Here is a 12715-nt window from a genome sequence, read left to right on the forward strand (position 1 = left end):
AGCCAGGATTTAACAGAAATGATACAATTTTGTTATATTGCGTCAGCAATCACGTTTTGCTGACGCCAGCGTGGATCAGGAGCCAAAGCGCCCCTGCAGACGATATCGGCTACCGGGGAACAGCAGGCGCGCGTGGGAGACGATGTGGGTTGTCGACCAGGTGCGACGACGGATCAGCAGGCACGGATCGTGGGCGTGAATATGCAGCAGCGCGCACTCTTCCGCCGTGGCCTGCACCGCTTCAACAATATGTTCACCTTCGGTTAACGGCGCGATCAGCGACAGGTAATCATGGGGCGTGGTGGCGGTGTAGTCCTGATGCAGATAGTCCGGTACCACTGCGGCATTGACGCAGCGATCTTCGATTTGCACCGGCACCTCGTTTTCGTAATGCACCATCAGCGAGTGAAAGATGCGGGTGCCTTCCGGGACGCTGAGCGCCGTCGCCTGAATATGATCCGCCCGGGTCTCCTCAAGCAGGAGTACCTCACAGCGGTGCTGATGGTGACGGGCGACAATTTCTGCGGCAATACTGCGCACCTCGAACAGCGCCGACTGCCCTTTCGGCTCGGCGACAAAGGTTCCCACCCCTTGTAACCTGACCAGCAGGCCTTCGTCCGTCAGCTCGCGCAGCGCGCGATTGATGGTCATCCGGCTGAAGCCGAACTGGGCCACCAGCTCAGCTTCCGACGGGATACGGTCATGCGGTCGCCAGACGCCGCTGTGGATCTTTTCGCTGATCGCCTGCTTCACCTTTTCATAGAAAGGCGCGGGCGCGGAACGAGGTTGTTGTGCAAACATGGCCTGGCTTTCCTTATGCGTAATAAGCGGAGCGGCGAAACGAAAATAATAGCGCGGATCGCTAGCGCCACCAATGGGCGATTTGCCATGCCACACGGGCCGCCACGCGAGCGCCCTGACCGTCAATGTCAAACAGCGGGTTAAACTCCACCAGATCCACCGCCTGCAGCTTACCGCTGCGGCACAGCGGCTCAACGATGCGCAGCAGCGTGGCCAGCGGCACGCCCAGCGCCGCCGGGGCCGACACCGCCGGCATTTCTCGCGCCGGCAGCACGTCGAGATCGATAGTCAGATACAGACGGTCGAATTGCGCGATATTGCGCTCAAGCTCCGGCAACACGCGAGTTTCGAAGGCTGTCAGCACCTCCAGATCTTCAACGATAGCCACCTGGCGGCGCGCCGCTTCATCCCATAGCGCCTGGGTGTTCGCCGCCCGGCTAACCCCGATGCAGGTATAGTGAAAACCGCGCTGCTGCGCGTCACACTCCAGCGCCAACTGGCGGAACGGCGTCCCGGAGCTGGCGCAGTCGGCAAAGCGCAGATCCAGATGCGCATCGAGATTAATAATGCCCACTTTTTCGCCCGGGAAGGCATCCAGTACCCCAGCGCCGTGGCCGAAGGCCGTCTCGTGGCCGCCGCCCAGGACCAGCGTGCGTTTACCCGCCCGCTGACAGTCGGCCACCGCCTCGCGCAGCGCCTGATGCGCGGCTTCTAACTGCTCGCCGTCGACGCTGATGGTGCCCATATCCACGCAGCGGTCATGACCCTGATGGCTGGCCATATTGGCCAACGCCCGGCGCAGGGTCGCCGGGCCGTCCGCTGCCCCGGTACGCCCCTTGTTACGCCGGACCCCTTCGTCACAGGCGAAGCCGAGCAGCGCGATATCGCCGGGCATCTCCTGCGGCGCGAAGCGTTCCGCGCGGGCGATGGTCTGGAACAGGCGCAGCGCATTGGGCGCTTCCGCGCTGTCGTCGCGTCCCTGCCAGAGACTGGCTGGCGTAGCTTGCCACAGCATCATTGCAATTCTCCTTGAACAACGCGATGCCAGAGCGGACTGCGCCCCGGCTCATACACCATCTCGACGGGATGCTCAGCATCCCAGATGGCGAAGTTAGCGACAAAGCCCGGCGCCAGCTGGCCGTGGCTGGCCTGGCGCCCCAGCGCCCGCGCGGCATGGCGCGTCACGCCGGCCCACGCCTCCTCCGGCGTCAGGCCAAACTTGACGCAGGCCATGTTCATCGCCAGATGCAGGCTGGCGAAGGGGCTGGTGCCGGGGTTGAAATCGGTCGCCACCGCCATCGGCACCTGGTACTTGCGCAGCAGCTCGACCGGCGGTTTACGGGTTTCATTAAGGAAGTAGAACGCGCCGGGGAGCAGGGCTGCCACGGTGCCGCTTTCGCGCATCGCCGCCACGCCCTCTTCCGTCAGATACTCGATATGGTCGGCGGAAAGCCCATGATAGCGGCTCACCAGCTGCGCGCCGCCCAGCGACGAGAGCTGCTCAACGTGGCCTTTTACCGGAATGCCCAGCGTCTGCGCCGCCTGAAAGACGCGCTCAGTTTGCTGCGGGCTGAAGCCGACGTTTTCGCAGAAGACGTCAACGCTTTCAAACAGTCCCTCCTGCCACAGCGTCGGCAAAATGGTCTCGCAGACCAGCGTAATATAGCCGTTAGCATCGCCTTGATATTCCGGCGGCGTGGCGTGGGCGGAGAGCAGCGTCGCCGACAGTTCCACGCCATTATGATCGGCCAGTTGTCGGGCGACCCGCAGCATTTTGCGTTCGTTTGGCAGGTCGAGGCCGTAGCCGGATTTGATCTCCAGGGTGGTAACCCCTTCACGCAGCAGGCGTTCCAGACGCGGCTGGGCCAGCGCCAGTAGTTCAGCTTCGCTGCTGTCGCGCGTGGCGCGCACGGTGGAGTTAATGCCGCCGCCGCTGGCGCTGATGGTTTGATACGACACGCCGTTCAGCCGCTGCTCCCACTCCTGGGCCCGGCTGCCGCCGAAGACGAGATGGGTGTGGCAGTCGATTAATCCCGGCGTTACCAACCGGCCTTCAAGATCGATACTGCGCCCGCTGGGGACGTCATCTTCGGCGACAATCGCCGCGATGCGGCCGTCGCGCACCAGCAGCGCATGGCGCTCCAGCAGGCCGTAAGGTTGAGCATGATCGGGGTTCAGGGTGGCGAGACGCCCGTTTCGCCAGATAACGAGTTCGGAAGTGGCTTCAGTCATAGCGCTTAACTTGTCATGGGTTGTATAGACATTTATTTTCATAACGCCGGTAAAGTCAACAATAGCGCAGGGAAATGTTATTTTTTTGTGACTAAAGACCATCCGGCGGGGCTGCGCGTTGCGTAAAGACGGTAAGTTTTTCCGTCCACGTCTTCCCGTTTCGTTCAAGTTAGTATAAAACAGCAGGTTTTAAAGGACTTATACCCTGGCGTTTCAGCCGGGGTATTTCACTACGCTTAATTTTGCCCGGAGCAACATGAACACATATTCCGTTTCCCGTCTGGCGCTGGCGCTGGCCTTCGGCGTGACGCTGTCCGCCTGTAGCTCGACGCCTGCCGATCAACAGCCCTCAACGCAGACTGCACCGGGCACTACCGCGCGTCCCATACTCAACGCCGAAGAAGCGAAAAACTTCACGCCGGCGGCCTATTTCCAGTCGCTGGCTCCCAACGCCGCCGCCTGGACGCCGTCTGCTATCAGCCTGCCGGCGCAGCCTGACTTTATCGTCGGCCCTGCGGGAACCCAGGGCGTAACCCATACCACCATTCAGGCGGCGGTGGATGCCGCAATTGCCCGTCACTCTAACCGTCGTCTGTATATCGCGATTATGCCGGGCGAGTACCCGGGAACCGTCTACGTTCCGGCGGCGCCGGGCGCCCTGACCCTGTATGGTACTGGCGATAAGCCAATCGACGTGAAAATCAGCGAAGCCATTGATTCCGAGATGGATCGCAACACCTGGCGTCGTCTGGTCAATCCAGGCGGTAAATATATGCCGGGTAAACCGGCGTGGTATATGTTCGACAGTTGCCAAAGCAAATCCGCGGCGACCGTCGGCGTAATGTGTTCCGCAGTCTTCTGGTCACAGAATAATGGTCTGCAGCTGCAGAACCTGACCATCGCCAACAACCTCGGCGACAGCGTTGACGCTGGTACCCACCAGGCGGTGGCATTGCGCAGCGATGGCGACCAGGTGCAGATCAATAAGGTCAATATTCTTGGCCGTCAGAACACCTTCTTCGTGACCAACAGCGGCGTGCAAAACCGTCTGCAGGACAACCGTCAGACCCGCACCCTGGTGACCAACAGCTACATTGAAGGCGATGTGGATATCGTTTCCGGCCGCGGCGCGGTGGTGTTTGATAACACCGATTTCCGCGTGGTGAACTCCCGTACCCAGAAAGAGGCTTATGTCTTCGCGCCGGCTACTCTGAAGAGCGTGACCTACGGCTTCCTGGCGACCAACAGCCGCTTCACCGCCTCCGGGGATAACGTCGCGCAGCTCGGCCGCGCGCTGGATGTCGATGGCAACAGCAACGGCCAGGTGGTGATCCGCGACAGCGCTATCAATGAAGGCTTTAATATTGCCCAGCCGTGGGCGGCGGCGGTAGGCTCCGGCCGCCCGTTCAGCGGCAACACCGGCAGCGCCGATGACAAAGGCAATCTGCAGCGCAACCTCAACGACAACGGCTTCAACCGCATGTGGGAGTACAATAACCGCGGCGTGGGAAGCACCGTGGTCGCCGAGCCGAAACAGTAAAGCGCAACAAGCGTGAACCATAATAAAAGAGAGGGCGATGCCCTCTCTCAAACTGCTGACAATGTGCAATCTTCAGGAATTGCCCGGCGGCGCTGCGCTTGCGCGGGCCTACAGATAACCGCGTAACAGATTGATATTGAAGTCTTTCGTAGGCCGGGTAAGGCGAATGCCGCCACCCGGCAGAAATGCGAGCATAATGACGAAACAGGTTTGTCGTCAGCCAGAGAGGGGGCATGCCCCCTCTTTTCTTTTTCGTTCAGCGCTTCACGCCGTCAGGCGGAACGCCATTTGCGGGTCAGCGGTTTTTCCAGTTCCACGATCAGGAACATGGCGAAGCCGATGATAAAGGTGATCACCCAGTAGCGGAACGGCAGCCCGGTGGTGCCGAACAGCATCTGCATAAAAGGCGCGTAGATAATCAGCAGCTGTAGCACCAGCAGTACGCCGCTGACGATCCAGATCCCTTTGTTGGCCAGCAGACCTTTGGTTAACGAGAATCCATCCGATACGCGGCAGTTCAGCATATAGAACCACTGGGCGGTGACCAGAGTCTGCAACAGCACGGTACGGATAAACTCCGGCGAATAGCCGCGCGGCTGCAGCCAGGCTTCGAGAATAAAGGCGCTGACCGCAATCATTGACCCCACAAACGCTACGCGCCAGATGGCAAAGCCGTCCATCACGTGAATTTTCGGATCGCGCGGCGGCCGCCGCATAATATTTTTCTCACCGGCTTCAAACGCCAGGCCAAACGACAGCGTGGCGGAGGTGGCCATGTTCATCCACAGGATCAACACCGGCGTGAGCGGCAGTACGTTGCCCGCCAGCAGCGCGATCACGATCAGTAACCCCTGGGCAAGGTTGGTCGGCATGACGAAGAGAATGGTTTTCTTCAGGTTGTCATACACCCGGCGCCCCTCGCGGACTGCGCTGGCGATGGTGGCGAAGTTATCATCGGTCAGCACCATATCGGCGGCCTCCTTGGTCACCTCGGTCCCCTTGATCCCCATCGCCACGCCGACGTCAGCCTGCTTCAACGCCGGGGCATCGTTCACCCCATCGCCGGTCATTCCGACAATTTCTTTCTTACTCTGCAGAGCCTGCACCAGGCGGAACTTATCTTCCGGGCTGGTGCGGGCGAAGATATCAAACTGCTGCGCGGCTACGCTCAGCTGCGCGTCGTCCATCACCTCCAGCTCGCGTCCGGTAATGGCATTTCCCGCATTGCCAATCCCCAGCATCTTGCCGATGCTCATCGCCGTTTGCGGGTGGTCGCCGGTGATCATCTTCACGCGGATCCCGGCCTGCAGGCAGTCGGCAATCGCCGTGATGGCCTCCGGACGCGGCGGATCCATCATCCCGGCGACCCCTAGCAAAATCACCCCTTGCTGCAGATCCTGATGGGTCAGTTCGGTCTGGCCTGCGGCAGCCGGCTTCCAGGCTGCGGCCACCATCCGTAGCCCTTCCCGGGCGTACTCTTCAATTTTGCCTTCCCAGTACGGGAGATCCAGCGGCTGCAATCCGCTGTCGCTCTGCTGATACTGGCACAGGCGGAACAGGACATCCGGCGCGCCAGTGACCAGCACTACCTCCTCTTCACCCAGCCGGTAGAGGGTCGACATGTATTTATATTGCGAATCAAAAGGAATTTTACTGCGCAGTTCGCTGGTCAGCGGCGGCAGAGTGACCTTCGCCGCCAGCACCTTCAGCGCCCCCTCGGTCGGGCCGCCGGTGATTTTCCACAGCCCGCTCTCCTCTTTGATAAGCTGGCTGTCGTTACACAGATCGATGGTGCGCAGATAGCGCTCGAACAGCGAGCCGGGCGCGATCGTGACCGGCGTCGGATCGTCAATGGCGTGGATCTTACCGACCGGCTCATAGCTATCCCCTTCCACCCGATAGACGCTGTCGGCAGTGATCACCGCCTTCACCGTCATTTCGTTCATGGTCAGGGTCCCGGTTTTATCCGAGCAGATAACCGTCATCGCGCCGAGGGTTTCCACCGTCGGCAGCTTGCGGATAATCGCTTTCTGACGGGCCATCGCCTGTACGCCGAGCGACAGAATAATCGAGATAATCGCCGGCAACCCTTCCGGGACCGATGCCACCGCGAGGCTAATCAACGACAGCATCAGTTCGGAGACCGGCATATCGCGGAACAGCAGGCTAAAGACGAACAGCGCCGCCATCATCACCAGAATGAGGATAAAGATGGCTTTGCCCAGCTTGTCCATTTGCACCAGCAGCGGCGTACGGTGTTTTTCAATGCCCGCCATCATCTGGTTGATGTGACCCAGCTCGGTATCGCCGCCGGTGGCCACCACGATCCCTTTGCCCGCCCCTGAGCTGACGGTGGTCCCGGAAAACAACAGGTTGCTGCGATCGCCGAGCGGTAAATCGCCGCTTAGCGGCTCGGTGGTTTTTTCCACCACCGTCGACTCCCCGGTGAGGATGGCCTCTTCCACCCGCAGGTTGTGCGCCTCAATCACCCGTAAATCAGCGGGGATACGGTCGCCGGCGCGGATCACCACGATATCGCCGGGTACCAGCGAGGTGGTGGGGATGGTTTCATGGTTACCCTGGCGGATCACTACCGCTTCGCTGGACAGCATATTGCGGATACTCTGCAGCGATTTCTCCGCATTACTCTCCTGAATGAAGCCAATCAGCGCATTGACCACCGCCACCGCGAGGATCACCGCCATGTCGATCCAATGGCCCATCACCGCCTTGAGCAACGCTGCCGCCAGCAGGACGTAGATCAGCACATCGTTAAAATGCGCAATAAAACGCAGCCAGGCGGGTTTACCCGGCTTCTGCGGCAGGGCGTTTTCGCCATACTGCTGCAGGCGCGTAGCCGCCTCTGTTCCGCTAATCCCTTCCGGCGAACTCTGCACGCTGGCGAGAGTCTCCTCGACGGAGCGCTGATAATAGGGCGCCCCCGGTTTATCTGTATTCATACTCTTTCCCTCGATTTCTGAAGCGGAAGTCAGGGCGACATCCCGCCATCATCAGCGCACAACGAACACTGGTACATGGGCATAGCGCACGATATTGGCCGCTTCCGAGCCCAGCAGATGAGTCTGGATACCCGGATTGCGCGAACCGACAATCACCACATCCGCTTTCAGCTCATCGGCCAGGGCAATCACTTGATCGCGAACATTGCCACTGCGCACATAAAGATGGCTGGCGTCTTCCGCAAGCCCATTTTTCTTCACCAGCTCGCTCAGCTTTTCCTTAGCGGTATTAAGCAAATGGTCTTCCATCTTTCGGGCATCAGAGATAAATCCGCGGGTTAATACAGGAGAAAAGGCCGGAATAACATGGATAAGATGAATTTGCCCGGCAGAATGTTGGGCGAGGAATTTCGCATGAGAGAGCGCTTTGTCGGCCAGGCCCGCATCAAACACGTCAACGGGAACAACGATATTTTTATACATGAGATAATCCTTTTATTACCAATACAATGCGTAGTGATGAATAGCCCCTTACTTGGGGAGGAACGAAATCTCAACAACAGAAGCGGCGAGCGGAATAGATGTTATTAAACTTAGCACAGGAAAATTAACATTAGAAAATGGCGGATTAATAGACTGAAAAATATCATAAAAACCGCATATTCCCTGCGGATCTCCTGCGCTTTCCCCTCAATGCCGCCAACGCTCGCGGCATTCTCTTTTTTAACACTTCATATTTTCTCCGACTATGCTGATTACAAGCAGGCATGCCGCTCCGAATGTCCGGTGGTCACAGTGGGGGCCGAATTAAATGACATTCACGGTTCGGGTGGGAGTAAAGGGAGGAAATTATGTTGGGTTATAGCCTGTTACGCCTGGGTTTGTTTGTCGCGCTGGCCATTGTCGCCTGCACAGCGGTGGGGCTCTTCACTTATCTGGTCGTCGCCGCTCTCGCAGAATAAGCAGGCGCCATGTAATAAAAATGTAAAATAAATCCTGAATCTGAGGGGAATATTGTGAACCGTTATTTTTCTCTCATCCCGGTTGTTATTATATTTACAACCGCTTGCGATCAGAAAGCACCCACCGTCGAGTCCGCCCCGCGCATGGTTAAAGTGGCGCAGGTGACCGCCGTGGGCAATACCCAGCAGCGAACGTTTCCGGCACGCATTGAGTCTGGCGATTCCACCGAACTGTCGTTTAAGCGGGGTGGCCAGGTGGAGTCGCTAGATATTCGTCAGGGGGCAAGCGTCGCCCAGGGGCAAACGCTGGCGCGCCTGAATGCCCGCGAGGCCCAGCAACGGGTCAATGAGCGGCAAACGGCGGCCACTCTCGCCCAGCGTCAGTTCGACCGCTTCCAGACTCTGGCCGGGCGCCAGGCGATTTCCCAGGCGGAGATGGACGTGCAGCGCGCCAATCGCGATGCCGCCAATGCGGCCTTAAAAATCGCTCGCGAAGAGCTGGCGCAAATGAGCCTCATCGCGCCCTTTAGCGGGATTGCCGCCGGCGTGCATATCCGCAACCATCAGGTGGTCGCCGCCGGCCAACCGGTGATCACCCTGACGCGGACCGACCTGCTGGATGTGGTCTTCAGCATTCCCGAAAATCTGTTCACCTCCCTGGATATCCGCAATACCGCCTACCGTCCCGTCGTCAGGATCAATCCCCTGCCGGGCCGCGAGTTTACCGCGGAATACAAAGAGCATACCGGCAGCAGCGACAATAGCACCCTCACCTGGCAGATCGTGTTAACCATGCCGCGGCCAGATGATTTTCCCGCCGTCGGCGGGGTCAGCGGCACCGTGACGGTCAATCTCGGCAATTTACCGGCCAGCGCCGGACGGGAAACCCTCATTGTGCCAGCGGAGGCGGTGTTTAACCCCGATAACCGGCCAAAGAACGAGCCGGTAGTCTGGGTGGTGAAAGGCGATAACGCGCATCGATATCTTGAGGAGCGTAAGGTCGCCGTCGGCGAGGTGACTTCGCAGGGAGTGGCGATCACCGACGGTCTCCGCGCGGGTGAACAGGTGGTTGCGGCGGGCGTGAGCGAGCTGCATGCCGGGCAGCCGGTGCGGGTCTGGACGCGTGAACGAGGATTATAAATGGATATTTCCCGTCAGTTTATTAACAACCCGACCCGCGTCTGGTTAGCCATTTTGCTGTTAGGGGTGGGTGGCCTGCTCGCCCTGCTCAATATCGGCCGCCTGGAAGATCCCGCCTTCACCATCAAAACGGCGGTGATCGTCACCCACTACCCTGGCGCGTCCGCTCAGCAGGTGGAAGAGGAGGTTACCCTGCCGCTGGAAAACGCGATTCAGCAGCTTCCCTCGCTGGATAACGTCAGCTCCATCTCCTCGAATGGCTTATCGCAAATTACGGTGAATATTGCTTCGCAGTACCATTCCAGCGAGCTGCCGCAAATCTGGGATGAGCTACGTCGCCGGGTCGGTGACGCCAGCCGCCTTTTCCCCCCTGGCGTAGTCCCCCCTTTCGTCAACGATGACTTTGGCGATGTGTTTGGCTTTTTCTTCGCTATCTCGGGCGACAGTTTTACCAACCCGGAGCTGGTGCGCTATGCCGAACAGTTGCGCCGGGAGCTGGTGCTGGTGCCGGGGGTCGGTAAAGTCGCTATCGGCGGCGTCATTCCGCAGCAGATCAATGTGGATATCTCGCTGGCGAAGATGGCGGCGCGCGGGATCACCCTCAACCAGCTCGCCGCAATCCTGGCCCGACTCAACGTGGTGTCCAGCGCCGGGGAGATCCGCGTTGGCAGCGAATCGATCCGCCTCCACCCCACCGGTGAGTTTCAGAGCATCGATGAGCTGGGAGATCTGCTGGTCAGCCCTCACGGCGCCAGCGCCACCACCCGACTGCGGGATATTGCTACGCTGTCGCGCGGGCTAACCGACTCGCCGGCCAGTATCTATCATGCCAACGGGCGCCAGGCGGTGACCATGGGAGTTTCTTTTATCCCTGGCGTCAACGTTATTGACGTCGGCCACGCTCTCGAGGCCCGCCTCCAGCAGATGGCCGCCGACAAACCGGCGGGCATCGACATCGCTATTTTTTACGATCAGGCAGCTGAGGTCGCCCACTCGGTCAATGGCTTTATTACCAATTTTCTGATGGCCCTGGCGATTGTCGTCGGCGTGCTGCTGGTATTTATGGGGGTGCGCAGCGGGATTATTATTGCTCTGTCGCTGGCGCTCAACGTTCTCGGCACCCTGCTTATCATGTATATCTGGGGGATCGAACTACAACGGATCTCCCTCGGAGCGCTAATCATCGCCCTGAGTATGTTGGTGGACAATGCCATTGTGATTGTCGAAGGGGTGCTCATCGCCCGTCAGCAAGGCTCTCCGCTGCTGGGCGCGATTAACTATGTGATCCGTCGCTCTGCCCTGCCACTGCTTGGCGCGACGATCATCGCCATCCTCGCCTTCGCGCCGATTGGCCTCTCCCAGGACTCTACCGGGGAGTATTGCAAATCGCTGTTCCAGGTGCTGCTGATCTCCCTGATGCTGAGCTGGTTTTCCGCTCTGACCATCACCCCGGTGCTTATTAAGTGGTGGCTGTTTAAAAACGCCCCGTCGGCCGCCGCGGAGGAAAAGGCCGATCCTTACCGCGGCAGCTTTTACCGTGGCTATCAGCAGGCGCTGCGAATACTGCTGCAGCAAAAGACCCTGACCCTGGTGCTGATGGGTGCGCTGTTAGCCGGAGCGATCTGGGGCTTTACCTTTGTTCGGCAGAATTTTTTTCCGTCATCGAATACGCCTATATTCTTTGTCGACCTGTGGCTACCCTACGGTACCGATATAAACGCCACGGAGAAGATGACCCGGGATATCGAGCGGTCGATAGCCGGTCAGCCGGGGGTGGTCACCACCGTCTCCACCATCGGCCAGGGCAGTATGCGTTTCATTCTCACCTACAGCGGGCAGCGCCAGTACAGCAACTACGCGCAGATTATGGTGCGGATGGATGATCAACGCGGCATCGCCCCTGTCACCCGCCACGTGGAGGACTGGATTGCCAGAAACTACCCGCAGGTTAACGCCAGCACCAAACGCATTATGTTCGGCCCCTCCGGAGATAGCGCGATTGAGGTGCGCATTAAGGGCCCAGACCCGGATACGCTGCGCGCGCTGGCGAGTCAGGTAGGCGATATCCTCGCCGCGGACCCGGCGACCGACAGCGTGCGTAATGACTGGCAGAACCGCAGCAAAGTGATCCGCCCGCAGTATTCCCCGGCGCTGGGACGCGAGCTGGGGGTGGATAAACAGGATATTGATAACGCGCTGGAGATGAATTTCTCCGGGAGTCGCGCCGGGTTATATCGTGAAGGGGCCGATCTGCTGCCAGTGATCGTCCGGCCGCCGGAAGCAGAACGTCAGGATGCCAACCATCTGAATAATGTGCTGGTCTGGAGCCAGAGTCGCCAGCAATATATCCCGCTGAGTAACGTCATCAATGGTTTCGCCCTGGAGTGGGAAGATCCGTTGATCCTCCGCCGGGATCGTACTCGGGTGCTGACGGTCCAGACCGACCCCAGCCCGCTAAGCGGCCAAACCTCGGGTGATATTCTCGCGCGGGTGAAACCGCGCATTGACGCACTGCCGCTGCCCCACGGCTACCGTATCGAATGGGGCGGCGATGCCGAGAACTCCAGTGAGGCGCAGCAGGGACTGTTTACAACCCTGCCGCTTGGCTATCTGGTGATGTTTATCATAACGGTGCTGATGTTCAGTTCGCTGAAAAACGCCGTCGCCATCTGGCTGACCGTTCCGCTGGCGCTGATCGGGGTCACACCCGGCTTTCTGCTTACCGGCATCCCCTTCGGCTTTATGGCCTTAATCGGCTTGCTCAGCCTGAGCGGTATGCTGATCCGTAACGGCATTGTGCTGGTAGAAGAGATAGAGCAACAAAAACAGGAGAAAGATCAACGACAAGCTATTATTGATGCGGCAACCTCTCGTCTGCGGCCGATCCTGCTGACCGCCTTCACCACCGTACTTGGCCTGGCCCCGCTGCTGCGCGATGTCTTTTTCCAGAGTATGGCGGTGGTGATCATGTTCGGCCTCGCCTTTGCCACCGTGCTGACGCTGCTGGTTCTGCCGGTTATTTACGCCTGCTTTCACCATAAGGATATGACGCCTCAACGATGAACAGTACCGGTCTGAGC

The 12715-nt window shown here is 59.2% G+C and carries 8 protein-coding genes; 3 read left to right on the forward strand and 5 right to left on the reverse strand.

Going from position 1 to position 12715, the window contains the following annotated elements:
• Positions 1 to 75: 75 nt before the first annotated feature.
• From AB1E37_RS17525 to hutI, 3 genes are all read right to left on the reverse strand, one after another.
• Positions 76 to 801 (reverse strand): histidine utilization repressor, encoded by a 726-nt coding sequence (locus AB1E37_RS17525; protein WP_002895358.1) that lies wholly within the window; start codon positions 799 to 801, stop codon positions 76 to 78.
• 61 nt (positions 802 to 862) lie between these two features.
• Positions 863 to 1819 carry a formimidoylglutamase gene (gene hutG / locus AB1E37_RS17530; protein ID WP_004223747.1) on the reverse strand — a complete coding sequence of 319 codons (957 nt, stop codon included), beginning with the start codon at positions 1817 to 1819 and terminating at the stop codon, positions 863 to 865.
• On the reverse strand, positions 1816 to 3135 hold the full coding sequence (gene hutI, locus AB1E37_RS17535) for an imidazolonepropionase (RefSeq protein WP_014599103.1): 1320 nt from the start codon (positions 3133 to 3135) through the stop codon (positions 1816 to 1818). Before hutI ends, hutG begins: the two co-directional genes overlap by 4 nt.
• Before the next feature lie 154 nt (positions 3136 to 3289).
• Between hutI and AB1E37_RS17540 the strand changes: the two genes are divergently transcribed.
• Positions 3290 to 4573: a putative acyl-CoA thioester hydrolase gene (locus AB1E37_RS17540; RefSeq protein WP_004142122.1), complete on the forward strand. Its 1284-nt coding sequence runs from the start codon at positions 3290 to 3292 to the stop codon at positions 4571 to 4573.
• Positions 4574 to 4845: 272 nt separating this feature from the next.
• Here the strand turns inward: AB1E37_RS17540 and AB1E37_RS17545 are convergent, their stop codons facing one another.
• Together AB1E37_RS17545 and AB1E37_RS17550 are read right to left on the reverse strand one after the other, a co-directional pair.
• Positions 4846 to 7533: a cation-transporting P-type ATPase gene (locus AB1E37_RS17545; RefSeq protein ID WP_004223731.1), complete on the reverse strand. Its 2688-nt coding sequence runs from the start codon at positions 7531 to 7533 to the stop codon at positions 4846 to 4848.
• Between the two features lie 51 nt (positions 7534 to 7584).
• Complete coding sequence (locus AB1E37_RS17550) at positions 7585 to 8016, reverse strand: universal stress protein (RefSeq protein ID WP_004183465.1); 432 nt, start codon at positions 8014 to 8016, stop codon at positions 7585 to 7587.
• A 533-nt stretch (positions 8017 to 8549) separates the two neighbouring features.
• On the opposite strand from AB1E37_RS17550, the gene AB1E37_RS17555 reads away from it, so the two are divergent.
• On the forward strand, positions 8550 to 9635 hold the full coding sequence (locus tag AB1E37_RS17555) for an efflux RND transporter periplasmic adaptor subunit (protein WP_004223727.1): 1086 nt from the start codon (positions 8550 to 8552) through the stop codon (positions 9633 to 9635).
• Entirely contained in the window at positions 9636 to 12698 is a 3063-nt protein-coding gene (locus tag AB1E37_RS17560; RefSeq protein WP_032447425.1) for an efflux RND transporter permease subunit, read from the forward strand. It abuts the gene before it with no gap.
• The last annotated feature ends 17 nt before the right edge of the window (positions 12699 to 12715 follow it).

The organism is Klebsiella sp. Shm-1 (assembly GCF_040804525.1).
Classification (GTDB): domain Bacteria; phylum Pseudomonadota; class Gammaproteobacteria; order Enterobacterales; family Enterobacteriaceae; genus Klebsiella; species Klebsiella pneumoniae.

Excerpts from the sequence above, each read along its gene's own strand:
- AB1E37_RS17525 (WP_002895358.1), bottom strand. The coding sequence starts at position 801 with ATGTTTGCACAACAACCTCGTTCCGCGCCCGCGCCTTTCTATGAAAAG.
- hutG (WP_004223747.1), bottom strand. The coding sequence starts at position 1,819 with ATGATGCTGTGGCAAGCTACGCCAGCCAGTCTCTGGCAGGGACGCGAC.
- AB1E37_RS17545 (WP_004223731.1), bottom strand. The coding sequence starts at position 7,533 with ATGAATACAGATAAACCGGGGGCGCCCTATTATCAGCGCTCCGTCGAG.
- AB1E37_RS17560 (WP_032447425.1), top strand. The coding sequence starts at position 9,636 with ATGGATATTTCCCGTCAGTTTATTAACAACCCGACCCGCGTCTGGTTA.
- AB1E37_RS17550 (WP_004183465.1), bottom strand. The coding sequence starts at position 8,016 with ATGTATAAAAATATCGTTGTTCCCGTTGACGTGTTTGATGCGGGCCTG.
- hutI (WP_014599103.1), bottom strand. The coding sequence starts at position 3,135 with ATGGTCTTTAGTCACAAAAAAATAACATTTCCCTGCGCTATTGTTGAC.
- AB1E37_RS17540 (WP_004142122.1), top strand. The coding sequence starts at position 3,290 with ATGAACACATATTCCGTTTCCCGTCTGGCGCTGGCGCTGGCCTTCGGC.